Source organism: Roseibium sp. AS2, from assembly GCF_038900065.1.
Taxonomy (GTDB): Bacteria; Pseudomonadota; Alphaproteobacteria; order Rhizobiales; family Stappiaceae; genus Roseibium.
The window spans coordinates 415,235-434,496 of record NZ_JBBMQN010000005.1; the positions used below are offsets into that span (position 1 = coordinate 415,235).

The window sequence follows — 19,262 nt, forward strand, 5'->3', positions numbered from 1 at the left end:
AATTGTTGATGTCACTCGAACGGCTCGATTTTGCCGTCGCCCTCGCCGCAAAGGCAGGCGAGCTCGGACTGGACTATTTTCGCAAGCTGGACACGCTCACGGTCACGCAGAAAGGTCATCAGGATCTCGTGTCCGAAGCCGACCGGAATGTGGAAACGCTGATCCGCGACGAACTTGCCAAGGCCTATCCGGATGACGGTATCCTGGGTGAGGAACACGGCATGGAAGAAGGCGGTTCCGGCTATACCTGGGTCACGGATCCGATCGACGGCACCGCCAACTTCGTCGCCGGCATTCCGCAATGGTGCGTGATCATCGCCTGCGTGCATCAGGGGCAGGTGATTGTCGGTGTCATTCACGATCCCGTTTCCAACGAAACCTTCAAGGCCGCGGCCGGCCACGGTGCGTTTTTGAACGGCAAACCGATCAAGGCGTCCGACAGCCAGAGCCTGTCCCACGGATCCGTCGGCGTGGGCTTCAACGGCCGGACATCCGTGACGGATGCGGTCAACGTCGTTGGTGCGGTGGTGTCCAAGGGCGGGGTGTTCTTCCGCAACGCCTCGGGCGGCCTGATGCTCGCCTATGCGGCGTCCGGGCGGCTTATCGGCTACGTGGAATCGCACATGAACGCCTGGGACTGCCTGGCCGGCATGCTGCTGACCGTCGAGGCGGGCGGCAACGTCATGGAGCAGGATGTCAACCATGCGCTCTATCACGGCGCGCGCGTCGTGGTCGGCGCACCGGGTGTCTATGAAGACCTGCGCGAAATCGCCGAAAGTTCCTTCGCGCCGCTGGAAGCGGCGTGAACCCGGTTCTGGTCCAGGTTCCGGTCTCGCACGCGGGGGCCGCTGACACCCCGTTCAGCTGAAACCAGCCGGAATCACACGTGCTGGTCGATCAGGACCGGATTTCCATCCGGATCGACCAGCATGAAACTTGCGGGGCCGGACGTGGACGGGTCGGCTTCGGCGGTGAACTGGTACCCCTTGGCCTTCAGGTCGTCCTGCAGCGAGCGGATGTCCTGAAATTCGGCCAGCTTTTCCGCATTCTGGTTCCAGCCCGGATTGAAAGTCAGCATGTTTTTCTCGAACATGCCCTGAAACAGGCCGATCACGGTATCGCCGTTCTTCAGGATCACCCAGTCTTCATCCCCCGTTCCGCCCATATCCGAAAAGCCCAGGCCTTCATAAAAGGCCTTCGATTTCCTGATGTCCTTGACGGTGAGGCTGATGGAAAAGGCACCGAGCTGCATGGGTGGTTCCTCCGAAGTTGTTCGCAGACCACCTAACCGCATTTTTAATCGCGGCGTCAATTTTGAAACGCAGGGATAATTTTAAAGCGCCGGGTCAGGCGGGGCTACAGGGTGACCCAGTCTCTGCTGACACGATCATACAGCCTGCCGGTTTCGAGCACTTCCGGCCCGACGAGGGCCAGAAGGTCATCAGCCACTTGGGCCGGCTGCGGCAGGTTGGCCGCGATTTCGCCGGGCATTGCCTTTGCGCGCAGACCGGTCCGGGTGGGGCCCGGATCCGCCAGATTGATCTTCATCGCCGTCTTCAGGCTTTCATGCGCCCAGGTCCGGGCCATGGCCTCGACAGCGGCCTTGCTGGTGGCCTGCAAACCCCAGAAGGCAGCGCAGGTGTGGGCCTGGACCGCCGTCAGAAACAGCGCGCGGCCGGCGTCCGACTGACGCAGCAGCGGGTCGAGGGAGCGGATCAGCCGCCAGTTTGCGGTGACGTTCACCGCCATCACCTTGTCGAAGTCTTTCGGCGAAATGTGGCCGAGGGGCGACAGCACGCCAAGCATGCCCGCATTGCCGATGAAGATATCGAGCTTCTTCCAGCGTTCATGGATCGCCGCGCCGAGACGGTCGAGCGCATCGAAATCCGTCAGGTCAAGCGGAACCAGTGTGGCTTCGCCGCCGGCAGCCTTGATCTCGTCGTCCAGTTCCTCCAGGGCGCCGACGGTGCGCGCAAGCGCGATCACATGCGCGCCGCGTTCGCCGAGCTGCCTTGCAAGCTGGTAGCCGATCCCGCGGGACGCACCGGTCACGAGCGCAATTCGGCCTTCGAAGTCTTTTTTCATGCGTGGTCTCTTGTTCCGGGCCGCCTCCCGGCGATACCGTCCGGAGGCCCGATTCTGATCGATCCTGAAAGGCCGGGCCGGGTCAGCCGACTTCCACCAGCCGCGGGGCGCTGACAAAGTCCTGATCTTCGGAAAGATCCGTCAGGGACGTCGGATAGTCGCCGGTAAAGCAATGATCGGTGAACTGGGGATTGGCATTGTCGCGGCCTTCGAAGCCCATCGACCGGTAGATGCCGTCCACGGACAGGAAGGCGAGAGTGTCGGCACCGATATAGGCCCGCATTTCCTCCAGGCCGTATTTGGCGGCCAGCAATTTCTCGCGGACCGGCGTGTCGATGCCGTAGTAGTCGGAATATTTGATCGGCGGGCTGGCCAGACGGAAGTGAACTTCGCGGGCGCCAGCATCCCGGATCATCTGCACGATCTTCACGGAAGTGGTGCCGCGCACAAGGCTGTCGTCGACCAGCACCACCCGCTTTCCCTCGATCTGGGCCCGGTTCGCGGAATGTTTCATCTTCACGCCCAGGGCCCGGATCTGCTGGGTCGGCTCGATGAAGGTGCGTCCGACATAGTGATTGCGGATGATGCCGAGTTCAAAGGGAACACCGCTTTCCTGACTGTAGCCGATGGCCGCCGGCACGCCGCTGTCCGGCACCGGCACGATCACATCCGCATCCACCTGGGTCTCGCGCGCCAGTTGCCGGCCCATCTCGCGGCGCACGTCGTAAACGCTGCGGCCTCCGACGATGGAATCGGGACGCGAGAAATAGATGTATTCGAAGATGCACGGCCGGGCGGTCTGCTTGCCGAACGGGAAAAAGGATTCGATCCCTGTCGAGGAACAGACGATGACTTCGCCGTTTTCCACTTCGCGGATGAATTTCGCGCCGATGATGTCCAGCGCGCAGGTCTCAGAGGCCAGGATCGGAGCGCCGTTCAGATCGCCCAGCACCAGTGGCCGGATGCCGAGCGGGTCACGGGCACCGATCAGCTTCTTGGAAGTCAGGGCCACCAGCGAGTAGGCGCCTTCCATCTGGGTGATCGCCTCGATGAAACGATCGACGATCTTGCCCGCGCGCGAGCGGGCGACAAGCTGCAGCACCACTTCGGAATCGGATGTCGACTGGCAGATCGCGCCGTCTCGGATCAACTGCCGCCGCAAGGTGAGCGCGTTGGTGAAGTTGCCGTTGTGACACACGGCGATGCCGCCGCCGTCCAGCTCCGCGAACAGCGGCTGCACGTTGCGCAGGATCGTTTCGCCGGTGGTGGAATAGCGGACATGGCCGATGGCGGCTCTGCCCGTCAGGCGGCCGATCGTTTCCGCGTCGGAAAAATGATCGCCGACAAGGCCCAGATGCCGTTCGGCCCGGAACTGTTCATTGTCGAAGGTGACAATACCGGCGGCTTCCTGGCCGCGGTGCTGGAGGGCATGCAGGCCGAGCGCGGCCAGCGCGCTGGCATCCTCGTGGCCAAGAATGCCGAAGACACCGCATTCTTCACGCAGGGTATCGTCGTTGATGTCGAACGGCTCGTGCACCTCTGTTCCGCCAGTCATGGCGAACACTCCTTCAATCTGGCCGGTCGGGAGGGCCGGCCTTGGGCGTCAGATCTATGTCTTTCCAGTGTTCCGGCCAGTGTTCCGGCCAGTGTTCCGGCCAGTGTCCAGGCCGCAGTTCCGGCCAGTACCCCGGAAAATGGACCGGTTTTCACATGTCCGCACGACCCGCATTCGTTGGAACCCGGGTCGCGATGTTCTCATCAACGGGCGTTCCATCGGCGGCGATCGAACGTCCGGAAGCTGATCGATCCGGAAGGCGAGAGCAACTCCTGTGCGGCCGTGTGACCGCAGGTTGCTCCATCGCTGGTGCCGCCGCGACCGGCGTCAGTTGCTGTCCGTCGTCAGCTGCTCCAGGCCCTGGCGCTCGGAATCGCTGTATTCCGGCTCTTCCGCCGGAGCCGCAGCACCGTCTCCGGTGCCGTTGTTCTGGCGGATCTTGTCGAGGATGGCCTTTTCCGGATCTTCGGGAAGCAACGCCACCAGCCGCTCGCCGATCGACAGAAGGATCGGCCGGGACTTGGCGCTCTTGACCCACTGCGGCTGCTGATCCGGCTGCACGAACCAGTTGAAGAACATCATTGCCACGACAACAAGCAGGAGGCCGCGAACCGCGCCGAAAACAAAACCAAGCGTGCGGTCGAGCGCGCCGATCCGGCTGTCCAGCACGAAATCCGAAATCCGCATGGTGATATAGCTCACGACGAGCAGCGTCACCAGGAAGACGGCCGCCGCGGACACGCCCATGGCGACCAGGTCATGCGCGATATACTGTTCCACATAGGGAAGAACACGTTCGTAGAGCAGGAAGGCCGCGGCCGCGGCAGCCACCCAGGAAACGATGGACAGAACTTCCCGCACGAACCCGCGGATCATCGCAAGGACCGCCGAAATGAACATGATGACCAATAGCAGTCCGTCCAGCAGGGTAATCGGCATGGTCCTGAAAATTCCTCTGTCTGGCGCTCTTCCGGGTCCGTGACCCGGAGCAAAAACCTTCAGTTCAAACCCGGTTTCATCATGCGTCAGGTTTCCCCCGACGCACCAGCCTCCGCCGCGATTTTGGCAACAAAGTCCCCAAGTTCCGGCACCCCGGTCGCCTGGAAGGACGATGCGGCGCCGTCCTTGAGGTTGCCCTCCGGACAATAGGCCTGATCGAAGCCGAGCTTCTCTGCTTCCTTCAGCCTGGACTGGGCCTGGGCCACCGGCCGGATGGCGCCTGACAGGCTGACTTCGCCGAAATAGACGCAATTGGCCGGAAGGGCAAGCCCGCTGAGTGAAGAGATCAGGGCCGCGACCACGGCAAGGTCGGCGCCGGGCTCGTTGATCTTCAGTCCGCCGGCCACATTCAGATAGACGTCGTGCTGCGAAAAACGGACCCCGCAACGCGCCTCCAGCACCGCGAGGATCATCGACAGACGCGCGCCGTCCCAGCCGATCACGGCGCGCCGGGGCGTTCCGAGCGAGGATTGTGCGACAAGGGCCTGGATTTCGATCAGCAGCGGACGCGAGCCTTCCAGTCCGGCGAAAACGGCCGCTCCCGGCGCGGACGTGTTGCGGTCTCCCAGAAACAGGGCCGACGGGTTGCGGACCTCGATCAGGCCCTTGCCGGTCATCTCGAACACGCCGATTTCGTCGGTGGCGCCGAAGCGATTCTTGACCGAGCGCAGGATACGGTACTGGTGCGCGCCGTCGCCCTCGAAATACAGCACGGCGTCGACCATGTGCTCCACGACGCGGGGGCCGGCGATCTGCCCGTCCTTGGTCACATGACCGACCAGCACCATCGTGGTGCCGTTCTTCTTGGCGTAGCGGACCATGGCCTGCGCCGACGCGCGCACCTGGGTGACGGTTCCCGGCGGCGAGTCGACCTTGTCGGTCCAGAGCGTCTGGACGGAATCCAGAATGAGCAGGGCAGGGGCGGTGTCCGCTTCCAGCGTCGCCAGAATGTCCTCGACGCTGGTTTCCGCCGCCAGCGCGACCGGAGCCTCGGAAAGGCCGAGCCGTTCCGCCCGGAGCCGGACCTGCCCGACGGCTTCCTCGCCCGAGATATAGACCGTCTTGTGCCCCATGCGGGCGAGCCGCGCGGCTGCCTGGATCAGCAGCGTGGATTTGCCGATACCCGGATCGCCGCCGACCAGCAAGGCTGACCCGCGTACGAACCCGCCGCCGGTTACCCGGTCGAGTTCGGCCACTTCCGTCTCGATGCGCGGTGCCTCCTTGGCATCGCCGGTCAGGCCGACCAGCGGCACCACACGGCCCTTGCTGCGCGAGGCCCGTCCCGGACCGCCGCCGATGCCGCCGCCGGTCTGTTCCTCCACGATCGTGTTCCATTCGCCGCAGTTCTCGCAGCGGCCGACCCACTTGGAGGTCACCGCGCCGCAGGACTGGCAGACAAATGAGGTGGACCGCCGTGCCATGATGTTCGCCTTTCGCTCGCAGACGTGTTCGGTTCAGGAGAGCCGCGCGTAAACGCGTTCGAAACGCCGCCCGAGGCTTGTCAGGTATTCGTAATCGATGGTTTCGGCATAAGCGGCAAGGTCCGAGGCCGCAACATCTGGACCCAGCATTTCCACAAGCGCACCGCGTGCGAGAAGATCCGGCGGCACATCGGTGACATCCAGAGTGATCATGTCCATTGAAATCCGGCCGAGTATCGGTGCCCTGTGGCCGCCGATCATGCCGAAGCCGCCGGGCCTCCCGTCCGATGAACTCGCCCGGCGCAGCATGCCGTCCGCATACCCGGCGGCAACGACCGCGTTTTTGAGCGGCCGTGGTGCCGTCTGTGTGGCTCCATAGCCGATGGTGTCGCCCTGCGGCACGTCGCGCAGGATCATGATGCGGGCCTCGACCCTCGCCACAGGCTTCATCGCATTTGGCGCATTGTCGAGCGCCTTGCCGCCGTAAAGCGCGATGCCGGGCCTGACGAGATCGAAATGGAAGTCCGGTCCCATCAGGATGCCGGCGGAATTCGCAAGGGACTTCGGGATGTGCGGCACAGGCGCGGTAATCTGGCGGAAGCGGTCGAGCTGGTGCCGGTTCATCGGATGATCCGGAGCCGAGCCGCAGGCCAGATGGCTCATCACCAGCGAAGCCTCGAACGGGCCTAGGAAAGCCTTGTCGGTCATCACGTCCGCGAATTGCGTCGCGGACAGGCCCAGGCGATGAATGCCGGTATCGACATGCACGGCGGCGGGAAAGGACTGCCCGGCGGCCTTGCACAGGTCCGACCATTCGGCCAGTTCCTCAAGGCTGCCGAGAACCGGGCGAAGGCGATGCTCCAGAAAGTGCTCCGCGGTTCCGGGAAAAAGACCGTCCAGAACGTAGATGACCGCGTCCGGCAGAAGTCGCCGCAGCTCGATGGCCTCTGTCGGCACGGCCGCGAAGAACGTGCGGCATCCGGCGGCGAAAAGCGCGGGCGCCACCCTGTCCTGGCCGGTGCCATAGGCATCCGCCTTGATGGCCGCCGCGCATTCGGTACGCGCGTCGGTTTTGCTGTCGAGGAACGACCAGTTGTCGGCGATTGCCTCAAGGTCGATTGTCAGGCGCCCGCCATACAGCTCGGACGGAAAGGGCGTTGGCCGGGAAGGTGACACGATCCGGATGTTTCTCCTGTCAGAATCGGCGGGCGTACTCTGCCCTCAAGTCTAGCCCAACAGACCATGCCGAGGCCATCAGTCCGGCACGGGCCTTCCGCGGCGAATAACCGCGTGCCGCCGGAGCCCGTTGACGACCTACTCGTACCGAGCCGGCAGATGGTCTTCCTCGGCCAGATCGGAGAAGCGGGTGTATTGACCCTCGAAGTGCAGGTTGGCGGTGCCGGTCGGTCCGTGGCGCTGCTTGGCGATGATCACTTCGGCCTTGCCCTTGGCGGCCTCGTGCTTGGCTTCCCAGGCGGCATATTCCGGGGAACCGATTTCCGGCTCGGTCTTGGAAAGATAGTACTCTTCGCGATAAACGAAAAGGATCACGTCGGCATCCTGCTCGATGGACCCGGATTCGCGCAGGTCAGACATCATCGGACGCTTGTCGTCGCGCGATTCAACCTGGCGCGAGAGCTGTGACAGCGCGATGATCGGCACTTGCAGTTCCTTGGCGAGCGCTTTCAGGTTGGTGGTGATCTCGGTGATTTCCTGAACGCGGTTGCCCGAGTTCTTGGCGGAGCCGGACAAGAGCTGAATATAGTCGACCACCAGAAGATCGAGACCGCGCTGGCGCTTCAGCCGCCGGGCCTTGGACACAAGCGCGGCGATCGAGATGCCACCGGTCTGGTCCACATGCAGCGGCACGGTCTGCATGGTCTGGGCGCAGGCGGCGAGTTTCTCGAACTCGGCCTCGGTGATGTCGCCGCGCCTGATTTTCGACGAGGAGATTTCCGCCTGTTCGGAAATGATACGCGTGGCAAGCTGCTCGGCGGACATTTCGAGCGAGAAAAAGCCGACCACACCGCCATTGATGGTCTTGATGGTTCCGTCCGGCTGTTCTTCCGACTTGTAGGACTGGGCGATGTTGTAGGCGATGTTGGTGGCCAGGGAGGTCTTGCCCATGGCGGGGCGCCCGGCAAGCACGACCAGATCCGAATGCTGCAATCCGCCCATCAACAGGTCGAGTTCGCGCAGGCCCGTCGAGATGCCCGAAAGTGCGCCTTCCCGATTGTAGGCGGCATGAGCCATCTCGATGGTTTCGGTCAGGGCATCGCCGAAGGAAACGAAACCGCCCTCGGTCCGGCCGGTCTCCGCCAGCTCGAACAGGCGCCGCTCGGCGTCGTCGATCTGCTGGTTCGGCGGGACGTCGATCGGTGCGTCGAAGGCAATGTTGACCATGTCCTCGCCGATGCGGATCAGGTTCCGGCGGATGGCCAGGTCGTAGATGGTACGCCCGTAGTCTTCCGCGTTGATGATCGAGGCGGCATCGCCGGCCAGGCGGACCAGGAACTGCGTCGCCGACAGGTCTGCAATCTTGGCATCGGTGGGATAGAAGGTCTTCAGGGTGACCGGCGAGGCGGTCTTGCCGGCCCGGATCAGGTGGCTGGCCTTTTCAAAGATGTCCTGATGGGGCGGCACGAAAAAATGATGCGGCTCGAGAAAGTCGGAAACCCTGTAGAAAGTCTCGTTGTTGACGAGAATGGCACCCAGCAGCTGCCGTTCGGCTTCCGCGTTGTGCGGCGCCAGGCGCTGGATGTCTTCCTTCGTTTCGACTTTCTGCAACGTGCCCTTCATATCTTCCCCCGATGACTCAACTGCACTTCGAATACTCCTTGGGAGAGGGGGGCTCAAGGACCAAAAAACGCAGTTTTTGATTCTCGGCGGCATCCACAGATCAGCGGGGAAAGAATCGAAACATGCTTGACTCCCAGGGCGATAGGAGACTCAAGGCTGTAGCGCTTAGTTGTTGAAACTAAACGTCTTTTTTTGGAGGTTAATTGCCGGTTAACAATTCTGTAAGGGATTCAACGCCTTGCGGGAAGACGTGAATTCGGCGGATTAGGACGCCCGGTTCCAACCCGCAAAAAGATCGCCGGCAAACAAAAAAACGGCGCTGAAGCCAGCGCCGTTTTGTAAGCTGCTTTAAAGAACGGAAACCCGTCAGGCTTCCTCTTCCACCGGTGCTTCCGCGGAAGCTTCGGCGGTTTCTTCTGCATCGTCCTCGTCGTTTTCGTCTTCGTCTTCCTCGAATTCGAAGATGTCCTGTTCAGGGGTCGTGAGGTCTTCACCGGCAGCCTGCCGGGTAGCCTCGTCCTCGGAACGGGCGACGTTGATGCTGACGGAAACTTCGACTTCCGGATGCAGCTGGATCAGCACCGAGTGCACGCCGATCGTCTTGATCGGGCTGCGCAGCTCGACCTGGTTACGAGCGACGGTGAAGCCGGCTTCGGTCAGGCCGTCAGCGATGTCGCGTGTGGACACCGAACCGTAGAGCTGGCCGGTTTCACCGGCGGACCGGATCATCACGACGGTTTCGCCATCGAGTTTGGCGGCAACGGCTTCGGCTTCGTTCTTGCGCTCCAGGTTGCGGGCTTCCAGCTGGGCGCGTTCGCTTTCGAAGCGGGCCAGGTTGGATTTGTTGGCGCGCAGAGCCTTGCCTTGCGGCAGCAGATAGTTGCGGGCATAGCCGTCACGAACGCGAACGGTATCGCCCATCTGGCCGAGCCTGGCGATACGTTCAAGAAGGATAACTTGCATTTTTCTCTCCTACTGTCCCACCCTCGGGTGGTTAGAGACCGTTTGCCCGCGGCCCCAATTCGGGTCTCCCGGGCGGACCCGGGAGAACGGCCCTCCGAAGAGGACGCTTAGCTGATCACGAAAGGCAGCAGGCCGAGCAGGCGCGCACGCTTGATGGCACGGGCCAGTTCACGCTGCTTGCGTGCGGAAACCGCGGTGATACGGCTGGGAACGATCTTGCCGCGCTCGGAAATGTAGCGCTGCAGAAGACGGATGTCCTTGTAGTCGATCTTCGGCGCGTTTGAGCCGGAGAACGGGCAGGTCTTCCGGCGACGGAAGAACGGACGGCGGCTCGGAAGCTGTGCAACATCAACCATAATTTCTTACTCCCCTTCTGCCCGGCGCGGCGGACGGCTGCCACCCGGACGGTCGCCGCGGTCACCACCTGGACGGTCACCCCGGTCGCCACGGCCACCGCCACGGCGGTCATCGCGGTCACGCTTCTGCATCATCGCAGACGGCTCTTCCTCGAGCTCGTCAACGCGGAATGTCATGAAGCGCAGGACATCTTCGCTGAGGCCCATCTGACGTTCCATCTCGGCGACGGCGTCATGCGGCGCGTCGAGGTTCATCAGGGTGTAATGAGCCTTGCGGTTCTTCTTGATGCGGTATGCAAGGGTCCGCAGACCCCATGTTTCCACCTTGCCGACCGTACCGCCAGCGCCTTCGATGAGGCCCTTGTACTGTTCGACGAGTTGTTCGACCTGCTGGGCCGAAACGTCCTGGCGAGCCAGGAATACGTGCTCGTAAAGAGGCATGGAAAAGCCTTTCCTCGTGTTGACAACGCGGGACAGGCGCAGAGCCTCCTCGTAGCCCCGGAAAGGCACGAGAATACTAACGAGAGCGGGAACACGGGAAGTCGGATCTTTTGAAGGATCCTGGCTTTCGCCCTTCCGTTCAGCCCCCGGCCACATCCCGGATGAAGCGCGCTCTATACGCTGTTTTGAACAAAATGCAAGAGCCGCAGACCAAGTTCGGCAGGAAAGCCCGCGAATGGGAGCTGCGGCACCGTGAACCGGGCCCGGAACGAGACCCGGAACCGGACAAAGGCGGGAAATCACTCAAATGCGCCGGAAAATCGGCATTGATTGGCCGCAGCCTCTTGACAGTCCCGCCAAGAGCGTATCATAGCCTCGCGCCAAGGTTCGGCGACGGCCCACTGCCGGGCTGTCTTACCCGCTTTCATAAAAATCGACGGCCTGTTGAACCCAACAAAAGGTCCGCGCACGAGTCTTAGGAGGCGTTTCCAGATGACCATCGCATTTACATTCCCCGGACAGGGCAGCCAGAGTGTCGGTATGGGCAAGGCGCTCGCCGACGCGTTTCCGGATGCCCGCGCCGTCTTTGAGGAAGTGGACGAGGCGCTCGGCCAGAAGCTTTCCGACGTCATGTGGAACGGACCCGACGACGCGCTGATGCTGACCGCGAACGCCCAGCCCGCCCTGATGGCGGTAAGCCTGGCAACCATGCGCGTGCTGGAAGCGCGCGGCATCGATCTGGCGGCCAGCGTTTCTTATGTCGCCGGCCACTCGCTGGGGGAATATTCAGCGCTCGCGGCCGCCGGCAGCCTTGACGTTGGCACTGCGGCGCGTCTGCTGCGTGTGCGCGGCGATGCCATGCAAAATGCGGTTCCTGTCGGCCAGGGTGCCATGGCGGCCCTTCTAGGGCTCGATTTCGACGTGGCCGTCGAGGTTGCCCGGGACGCCGCCCAGGGAGAGGTCTGCCAGGCGGCGAACGACAATGCGCCGGGGCAGGTGGTCGTTTCCGGTCACCTTGCGGCGGTCGAGAGGGCCATCGAGATCGCCAAGGCGAAGGGCGCGCGCCGGGCCGTCATGCTGCCGGTCAGCGCACCTTTCCATTGCGCGCTGATGGCGCCTGCCGCCGATGCGATGGCCGAGGCCCTGGCAGGTGCGAACATCAGTGCGCCCGCCGTGCCGCTGGTCGCAAACGTGCTGGCGGCACCGATCACCGATCCCTCGGAGATCCGCGCCAGGCTGGTCGAACAGGTCACCGGTACCGTGCGCTGGCGTGAAAGCGTGACATGGCTTGCGCAAGACGGTGTCGACACCTTTGTCGAGATCGGAACCGGCAAGGTCCTGACCGGAATGGTCAAGCGTATCGCCCGGGATGCGGCCGGCCTGGCGATCAATGCGCCGGACGATATCGACATCCTTATGGAAAAGATTTCCGGTTGAGGCTTAAATCACCGGAGCAGGACGCGGCCCTCGGGCTGTAACGAGGAACGGAAGGACCCCACATGTTCACCTTGCAAGGCAAAAACGCGCTTGTCACCGGCGCTACCGGCGGGATCGGCGAGGCCATCGCGCGGGTGCTTCACGCCCAGGGAGCGACCGTATCCCTGTCCGGCACGCGCGCGGAAAAGCTCGAGGCGCTGGCCGCCGACCTGGGTGAGCGTGCCTTTGTGACGCCTGCAAATCTCTCCGACCGTGACGCGGTTGATGCTCTGCTGCCGGCGGCGGAAGAGAAAATGGGGTCCGTCGACATTCTGGTCAACAATGCCGGTATCACCCGCGACAACATCTTCATGCGCATGAAGGATGAGGAGTGGGATCAGGTGCTTGAAGTCAATCTGACATCGGGTTTCCGTCTGTGCAGGGCGGCCATCAGGGGGATGATGAAGCGGCGCTCCGGTCGCATTATCGGCATCACCTCGGTTGTCGGCGTCACCGGAAATCCCGGTCAGGTGAACTATGCCGCCGCCAAGGCCGGCATGATCGGAATGTACAAGTCGCTTGCCCGGGAAGTGGCCAGCCGCAACATCACGGTCAACACGATCGCTCCCGGGTTCATCGAAACGGCGATGACCGGCGCTTTGAACGACAAGCAAAAAGAATCGATTTTGACGAGTGTGCCCGTGGGACGTTTGGGGACTTCGGCTGAGATCGCCTCCGCCGCGCTCTATCTCGCCAGTGATGAAGCCGCTTACGTGACCGGCCAGACCATGCATGTAAACGGCGGCATGGCCATGATTTAAAAGGAATTTTTGCCGAGCAGGCAAAAAGAATCCAGACCGTTCGCAAGCGGTCTGGATCGGCTGGTAAAGGTCAACAAAGTGTGTTACCAACCCGCCGATTGTTACGAATTGCGCCGTCAACCGGGAAGTCTGGTTGCGGGGGCGCGAGGAAGTCTATAGACCGCGATTTCGCACCACCTCCTGCCAGCAGGATGTCCGGGGTGAACTGGCGAGTGATGAACAGACGAAAAACTAAGGAAGTTAAAGATGAGCGATATCGCGGATCGGGTTACAAAGATCGTCGTTGAGCACCTCGGTGTGGACAAGGAAAAAGTTGTCGAAAAAGCCAGCTTCATCGACGACCTGGGCGCGGACAGCCTTGATACCGTTGAACTGGTGATGGCATTCGAAGAAGAATTCGGTGTTGAAATCCCGGATACCGCAGCAGAAACCATTCTGACCGTTGGCGACGCTGTCAAGTTCCTTGAAGCCAACAAGTAAGGGCGCGGCCCTTCTTGGTGAATGATTGAAAATAGGGCCGGCGGGGCAGTCTCTCCGCCTGGCCCCTGAAACTGTAAGTGCGGGTGTATGAGGCGAGTTGTCGTAACGGGGTTGGGCATGGTGACGCCGCTTGGCTGTGGTGTCGATGTCACTTGGAAAAAAATCCTCGAAGGGAAAAGCGGGGCCAACAAGGTCACGAATTTCAAGGTCGACGACCTGGCCTGCCAGATCGCTTGCCAGATCCCGCGCGATCCGTCTGTAGAAGGTGCGTTCAATCCGGATGACTGGATGGACGTCAAGGAACAGCGCAAGGTCGACGACTTCATCGTCTACGCCATGGCGGCCGCCGATCAGGCGATGGCCGATTCCGGTTACAAGGCGGAAACGTACGAACAGCAGGCGCGATCCGGTGTTCTGATCGGATCGGGCATTGGCGGACTCCAGGGTATCGAGCAGGGTGCAAACCAGCTCGCCGAAAAGGGGCCGCGCCGGATCTCACCGTTTTTCATTCCCGGCCGCCTGATCAATCTTGCCGGCGGGTACGTGTCCATCCGTCACGGACTGAAGGGGCCGAACCACGCCGTGGTGACGGCCTGCTCGACCGGTGCGCACGCCATCGGTGACGCGTCCCGGCTGATTGCCTTCGGTGATGCGGACGTCATGGTGGCGGGCGGAACGGAATCGCCGCTCTGCCGGTTGGCGCTCGCAGGGTTCGCGGCGTGCCGTGCCCTGTCGACAGGTTTCAACGACGAGCCGGAAAAAGGCTCGCGCCCCTATGACGTTGCCCGTGACGGCTTCGTGATGGGTGAGGGCGCGGGTGTTGTGGTTCTGGAAGAATATGAGCACGCGGTGCGCCGTGGCGCGACCATTTACGCCGAAGTGATCGGCTACGGTCTCTCCGGGGATGCTTTCCACATTACCGCGCCGTCTTCCGATGGCGACGGGGCCTATCGCTGCATGGAGGCCGCGCTGAAGCGCGCTCAGATCACGTCGGCGGATGTGGATTACGTGAACGCGCACGGAACCTCGACACCCCTTGGTGACGAAATCGAACTTGGCGCCGTTTCCCGTCTTTCCGGAGAACATGCGTCCGGCCTGACGATGTCGTCGACCAAGTCCTCGATCGGCCATCTGCTCGGTGCCGCCGGCGCGGTGGAATCCATTTTCTCGGTTCTTGCGATCCGCGACAGCGTTGCTCCGCCGACGATCAATCTCGACAATCCGTCCGTGAAATCGGAAATTGATCTGGTGCCGCACAAGCCGAAGAAAATGAACATCGATGTGGCCCTGTCGAACTCGTTCGGTTTTGGCGGCACGAATGCCTCGCTCGTCTTCCGCAAAGTTGCCGCATAACCCCTTCAGATTTGTCGGGCCGGATCGATTCCCGCGATTCGGTCGTGAACTTTGTTTGTGACAACTGGTCCGTTTGAGCCTAAATCTGGGACTTGGGGGCTCGATCCTGGAGGTGCGACCCGAAATGCGCATTAAGCCGAAAAGCCCGCGAGAAGCCTTGCAGCCGGAACCGGCTCCAGGCCCCCCGCAACGTTCCCGTCATGTGCGCAATCCGCTTGTGATCCTGATCAATCTCGTGATTTCCCTGACTGTCTTCGGCCTGGCCGCCGTCGGCGGAGCGCTTTATTTCGGCAAGCACAAATTCGAGGAACCGGGTCCGCTTGAGGAAAACGCCACGGTCATCATCTCTTCGGGGGCCGGCCTGTCAGGCATCACGGACCGGCTGTCCGGGCAGGGTGTCATCGAGGACAGCCTCCTTGACGAGTGGGTCTTCAATCTGGGCACCCGCTTGTACAAGAACGCGACCAAGCTGAAGGCCGGGGAATATGCCTTCGCGCCGGGAGCGTCCATGCATGACATCATGACCGACCTGGTGGAAGGCAACGCCGTCACCCATTCGGTCACGATCCCGGAAGGCTGGACGACGGCCCAGATCATCGATCGGGTCCGAAAACATCCGGTGCTGTCCGGCGAGATCACCGAGATCCCCGCAGAAGGCGCTCTGCTGCCGCAAACCTACACCTTCGCCCGGGGAATGACGCGTCAGGAGGTCATCGACCAGATGATCGCCGCGCAGGACAAGCTTCTGGCTGAAGTCTGGGAGCGCCGTTCGGATGGGCTGCCGGTCAAAACGCCGGAAGAGCTGGTTATTCTGGCCTCCATCGTTGAAAAGGAAACCGCTCTTGCCGACGAACGCCCGCGCGTTGCCGGTGTGTTCGTCAATCGCTTGAACAAGAGCATGCGGCTGCAGTCCGATCCCACGATCCTCTACGGCCTGTATGGCGGCGAAGCCTGGCTGAAGGACCGGTCCGCGATCAAGCAGTCGGAACTGAAGGCGGACAACAAGTACAACACCTACCAGATCGACGGCCTGCCGCCGGGACCGATCGGGAACCCGGGCCAGGCGGCCATGGAAGCGGTTGCCAGTCCGTCTCGCACCCTTGATCTCTACTTTGTCGCAGACGGCACCGGCGGGCATGTGTTTGCGGAAACCTACGAGCAGCACCAGGCCAACGTACGCAAGTGGCGCCAGATCGAAAGAGACCGCCGGCAGGCGGAGCAAGACCAGGAAACGCAGCCGGCGACATCCAACTGACCGTGTAAGCGGCACGCGCCGGACGGCACACCGGAGGGGCATATGGCACTTGCCAGCATGACGGGGTTCGCGCGCGCTCAGGCGGAAGCGGGACCGGTTCGCTGGACCTGGGAAATCAGGTCCGTCAACGGCAAGTCGCTGGACTTGCGCATCCGCATTCCCACGGGACTGGAAGTGCTGGAAGCTAAAATCCGCGAGCGCTGCGGTCGGGTGCTCCGGCGGGGCAATGTGACCGTCGGTCTTGCCATGCAGCGCGGCCAGACGGAGCAGCAGCTCCAGGTCAATGAATCGGCGCTGGCGGCTGTTCTCGCAACCATCGAGATGTTGCGCCAACGCGTGCCGGATCTTGGGCCTCCTTCGCTGGACGGCATCCTGTCGCAAAAGGGCGTCTTCGAACTCAAGGAGCCAGAGGACGACGAGGAGGCGCAGGCCGCGCTTCACACGGCTCTCCTGACGTCTCTCGATGCCGCGCTGATCGACCTGGTGGACATGCGTCATTCGGAAGGCCAGGCAATCAGCTCGGTCGTGCGCGATCAGATCGATCGCATTGCCGAACTGACCCAGGCCGCGGAAGGACTTCCCGCACGCACACCCGAAGCCATCCGGGAGCGCCTTCACAAGCAGGTCAGGGAGCTGATGACCGCCTCCGACGGTCAGCTCGATCCGCAACGCCTGCATCAGGAGGCGGTCTTCCTCGCGACCAAGGCCGATATACGCGAAGAGCTGGACCGGCTGCATGCCCATGTCGCCGCGGTCCGCGACCTGATGGACAGCGGCGGGGCAATCGGCCGACGGCTGGACTTTCTGGCCCAGGAATTCAACCGGGAAGCCAACACGTTGTGTTCCAAGTCGAACGATGTGGATCTGACGGCCCTCGGTCTGGACTTGAAGGCTGTTATCGATCAAATGCGTGAGCAGATACAGAATCTGGAGTAAGCCATGACCGACGCGCCCGCCGGACGCCCTCAGGGGACTATTGTCAGTGCCGAAGAGGCAGAACAGCAGCGGCGTGGGCTGATGCTGGTTCTGTCGTCGCCGTCCGGTGCGGGAAAGTCGACCATTGCCCGGCTTCTTCTGGAAAAGGAAGACAATCTCGCCCTGTCCATCTCCGTGACGACGCGGCCGCGCCGGTCCAGTGAGGTCGACGGGGTGCACTACCATTTTCTGGATGCCGGCCGGTTCGAGCAGATGCGCGAGCACGACGAGCTGCTGGAATGGGCACAGGTGCATGGCAACTATTACGCCACACCCCGGGGGCCCGTCGAGGACGCGATCGAGAGCGGCCGCGACATCCTGTTCGATATCGACATCCAGGGTACTTTCCAGCTCTACGACAAGATGCGCGCGGACGTGGTGTCCATTTTCATTCTGCCGCCTTCCATCGCCGAAATGAAATCCCGCCTGAAACGGCGCGCGGAAGACACCGACGATATCATCGCCAAGCGCATGAAAACGGCCGTCGAGGAGATGCGGCACTGGTCGAAATACGACTATGTTGTCGTCAACGACGATCTTGAACGGGCCTATGAAAACGTCCGGGCCATTCTCCGGGCCGAGCGATTGAAGCAGTTTCGCTCTCCGCGGATCGGACCTTTGATCCAGGGAATGGTCGACGACCTCGAGCAGGAACTTGGCAGTTCGGACCCGGACATGGATCAGTCCTGATCGACGTCCATGCGCGCTTCGTCGCGCGGTGACACCCGGGCCTCGACCACACCGGTCAGGGCGTTCAGATGCAGGCGGATGCGCCAGAGGTGATAGGCCACCCTGTGCAGCCACCTCAGGGCATCCAGTCTCACCCAGACCATCTCGCTGACCGCAGGGTTGGCCGCGGCCTCCGAGATCATGGCCTGGCGCCTGATCCTGCGCTGGCGGCGCAGCAGCACACGCAGCCGGTTCAGCTGTTTTTCGCATCCCTGCGGGTCGTCGCTTTCCGAATGTTTCCCGGTCAGCCGGACAACAAGGCCTGTCAGACGCACCAGCCGCGGATCCCGGGACAATTGGTCGATCCGCTCCGCCTGGCTGAAACGGTAGACCAGCCGGTCCAGGTGATCGAGGATGTGATACGCACTGGCTTTCTGCCGGAGCAGATCCGCCTCGGATTTCGGGATGGTGAGCCGCTCGAGAAAATCCCGTGTCTCGGAAATCGCCGTTTCCAGGCCTCTCTGGTCCACGGCAGTCCCGCGAAGCGGAGCGGCCCCCAGAGCGGCGCGCAGATGATCGACGACGGCCGCCGACAAGCCGGAGACGGATTGCGCCGCAAGGGCCATTGCGGTCCGTGGATCGCCGAGCACCAGAGGATCGAGGGATCGTGTGAGCGAAGAGCCCTTGTCGGGAACCAGAAACTCGATCAGCCGCGCGAACGGATGCGCGACAGGCAGCACCAGGACAACTCCCAGCAGATTGAAACTGCTGTGAAACGCCACCAGGGCAATCTGCGCGTCGCCATTGACGATCAACGGGTTCGCGAGCATCAGAAAGGGCCCGAGCAGGACGAACGCCAGTGTTCCGGTCAGCATGTTGTAGATCACATGAGCGTATCCCGTCCGCCGGGCCATGGTGCCGCCGCCCAGGGTTGCCAGGGCGGCCGTGAAGGTGGTGCCCACGTCCATGCCGATCACAAGGGCCGCCGCCTGCGGAAAACTGATCGCGCCCGCACCGAGCGCCGCCAGCGCCGTGGCGACGCCGGCGCTTGAGGATTGCGTTACAAGGGTGATGAGGATGCCGAACCCGACCATCATCAATCTGCCGGTGAACGTATCGGGTGGGAAGTCGGTCGGTGTCACGATGCCCCGAAAGGCCTCGAGCCCCGCCTGCATGTGCTCGATCCCGATAAAGATCAGACTGAAGCCCGCGATGGCTTGGCCGATATGCGCGGCACGGCCCTTCAGGGCGAGGCTCAGAACGGCGCCCAGGAAGACGAAGGGCAGCGCAACCTGTCCCAGGTCCAGCTTGAAGCCGAGAATGGCGACAGCCCAGCCCGTCAGCGTCGTGCCGACATTCGCTCCGAATATGATCCCCAGCGCCTGGGGAAAGGTCAGCAATCCGGATGCGACGAAACCCACCGCCGCCACGGTGGTTGCGCTTGACGACTGAATCACCGCCGTTGTGACCGCTCCGGTCGCCGCTCCGGACAGCGGGGTCGAGGTGAAACGCGCCAGCACAGCGCGCATGCCGTGACCGGCGATGGCTTTCAGTCCGCCGGTCAGCAGGAACATGCCGATCAGGAAAAGGCCGACGCCGCCAAGGGCGGAAAAGAGATTCATCACCATGAGTTGAGACTAACTGACAAGCCGGACCCGCGTAATACCAAAGAGT

19 protein-coding genes are annotated in these 19,262 nt (G+C 62.3%); 8 read left to right on the forward strand and 11 right to left on the reverse strand.

What is annotated here, in order from left to right; translation table 11 throughout:
* The first annotated feature begins 8 nt into the window (after window positions 1–8).
* Window positions 9–806 carry an inositol monophosphatase family protein gene (locus WNZ15_RS17035; protein WP_342894191.1) on the forward strand — a complete coding sequence of 266 codons (798 nt, stop codon included), beginning with the start codon at window positions 9–11 and terminating at the stop codon, window positions 804–806.
* A 74-nt stretch (window positions 807–880) separates the two neighbouring features.
* On the opposite strand, the gene WNZ15_RS17040 is transcribed toward WNZ15_RS17035, so the two are convergent.
* From WNZ15_RS17040 to rpsF, 10 genes are all read right to left on the reverse strand, one after another.
* The gene (locus tag WNZ15_RS17040; protein ID WP_342894192.1) at window positions 881–1,252 is read right to left on the reverse strand and encodes a VOC family protein; all 372 of its coding nucleotides are present in this window, start codon (window positions 1,250–1,252) and stop codon (window positions 881–883) included.
* Between the two features lie 104 nt (window positions 1,253–1,356).
* Window positions 1,357–2,085 carry an SDR family NAD(P)-dependent oxidoreductase gene (locus WNZ15_RS17045; protein ID WP_342894193.1) on the reverse strand — a complete coding sequence of 243 codons (729 nt, stop codon included), beginning with the start codon at window positions 2,083–2,085 and terminating at the stop codon, window positions 1,357–1,359.
* 82 nt (window positions 2,086–2,167) lie between these two features.
* Window positions 2,168–3,640: an amidophosphoribosyltransferase gene (gene purF / locus WNZ15_RS17050; protein ID WP_342894194.1), complete on the reverse strand. Its 1,473-nt coding sequence runs from the start codon at window positions 3,638–3,640 to the stop codon at window positions 2,168–2,170.
* A gap of 327 nt (window positions 3,641–3,967) precedes the next feature.
* The gene (locus WNZ15_RS17055) at window positions 3,968–4,579 is read right to left on the reverse strand and encodes a CvpA family protein (protein ID WP_342894195.1); all 612 of its coding nucleotides are present in this window, start codon (window positions 4,577–4,579) and stop codon (window positions 3,968–3,970) included.
* 86 nt (window positions 4,580–4,665) lie between these two features.
* Window positions 4,666–6,060, reverse strand: a complete 1,395-nt coding sequence (gene radA / locus WNZ15_RS17060) for a DNA repair protein RadA (RefSeq protein WP_342894196.1) — start codon at window positions 6,058–6,060, stop codon at window positions 4,666–4,668.
* Between the two features lie 33 nt (window positions 6,061–6,093).
* Window positions 6,094–7,236, reverse strand: a complete 1,143-nt coding sequence (gene alr / locus WNZ15_RS17065; protein ID WP_342894197.1) for an alanine racemase — start codon at window positions 7,234–7,236, stop codon at window positions 6,094–6,096.
* A gap of 138 nt (window positions 7,237–7,374) precedes the next feature.
* Window positions 7,375–8,859, reverse strand: a complete 1,485-nt coding sequence (locus tag WNZ15_RS17070; protein ID WP_342894198.1) for a replicative DNA helicase — start codon at window positions 8,857–8,859, stop codon at window positions 7,375–7,377.
* Window positions 8,860–9,225: 366 nt separating this feature from the next.
* Window positions 9,226–9,822 (reverse strand): 50S ribosomal protein L9, encoded by a 597-nt coding sequence (rplI, locus tag WNZ15_RS17075; protein ID WP_342894199.1) that lies wholly within the window; start codon window positions 9,820–9,822, stop codon window positions 9,226–9,228.
* A 107-nt stretch (window positions 9,823–9,929) separates the two neighbouring features.
* Window positions 9,930–10,178, reverse strand: coding sequence for a 30S ribosomal protein S18 (rpsR, locus tag WNZ15_RS17080; RefSeq protein WP_342894200.1), 249 nt, complete (start codon window positions 10,176–10,178; stop codon window positions 9,930–9,932).
* 6 nt (window positions 10,179–10,184) lie between these two features.
* The gene (gene rpsF, locus WNZ15_RS17085; protein ID WP_342894201.1) at window positions 10,185–10,619 is read right to left on the reverse strand and encodes a 30S ribosomal protein S6; all 435 of its coding nucleotides are present in this window, start codon (window positions 10,617–10,619) and stop codon (window positions 10,185–10,187) included.
* A gap of 492 nt (window positions 10,620–11,111) precedes the next feature.
* Between rpsF and fabD the strand changes: the two genes are divergently transcribed.
* From fabD to gmk, 7 genes are all read left to right on the forward strand, one after another.
* On the forward strand, window positions 11,112–12,056 hold the full coding sequence (gene fabD, locus WNZ15_RS17090) for an ACP S-malonyltransferase (RefSeq protein ID WP_342894202.1): 945 nt from the start codon (window positions 11,112–11,114) through the stop codon (window positions 12,054–12,056).
* Window positions 12,057–12,118: 62 nt separating this feature from the next.
* A complete protein-coding gene (gene fabG / locus WNZ15_RS17095) occupies window positions 12,119–12,856 on the forward strand; it encodes a 3-oxoacyl-ACP reductase FabG (protein ID WP_342894203.1) in 738 nt (245 codons plus the stop codon).
* Between the two features lie 246 nt (window positions 12,857–13,102).
* A complete protein-coding gene (locus tag WNZ15_RS17100; protein WP_342894204.1) occupies window positions 13,103–13,336 on the forward strand; it encodes an acyl carrier protein in 234 nt (77 codons plus the stop codon).
* Window positions 13,337–13,423: 87 nt separating this feature from the next.
* Window positions 13,424–14,689: a beta-ketoacyl-ACP synthase II gene (gene fabF / locus WNZ15_RS17105; RefSeq protein ID WP_342894205.1), complete on the forward strand. Its 1,266-nt coding sequence runs from the start codon at window positions 13,424–13,426 to the stop codon at window positions 14,687–14,689.
* A 202-nt stretch (window positions 14,690–14,891) separates the two neighbouring features.
* Window positions 14,892–15,944 carry an endolytic transglycosylase MltG gene (gene mltG / locus WNZ15_RS17110; protein ID WP_342894206.1) on the forward strand — a complete coding sequence of 351 codons (1,053 nt, stop codon included), beginning with the start codon at window positions 14,892–14,894 and terminating at the stop codon, window positions 15,942–15,944.
* Between the two features lie 42 nt (window positions 15,945–15,986).
* On the forward strand, window positions 15,987–16,880 hold the full coding sequence (locus tag WNZ15_RS17115; protein WP_342894207.1) for a YicC/YloC family endoribonuclease: 894 nt from the start codon (window positions 15,987–15,989) through the stop codon (window positions 16,878–16,880).
* Window positions 16,881–16,883: 3 nt separating this feature from the next.
* Window positions 16,884–17,609, forward strand: a complete 726-nt coding sequence (gmk, locus tag WNZ15_RS17120) for a guanylate kinase (protein ID WP_342894208.1) — start codon at window positions 16,884–16,886, stop codon at window positions 17,607–17,609.
* Here gmk and WNZ15_RS17125 read toward each other — a convergent pair.
* Entirely contained in the window at window positions 17,600–19,216 is a 1,617-nt protein-coding gene (locus WNZ15_RS17125; RefSeq protein WP_342894209.1) for a Na/Pi symporter, read from the reverse strand. The two genes, gmk and WNZ15_RS17125, sit on opposite strands and share 10 nt — an antisense overlap.
* Between the last annotated feature and the right edge of the window lie 46 nt (window positions 19,217–19,262).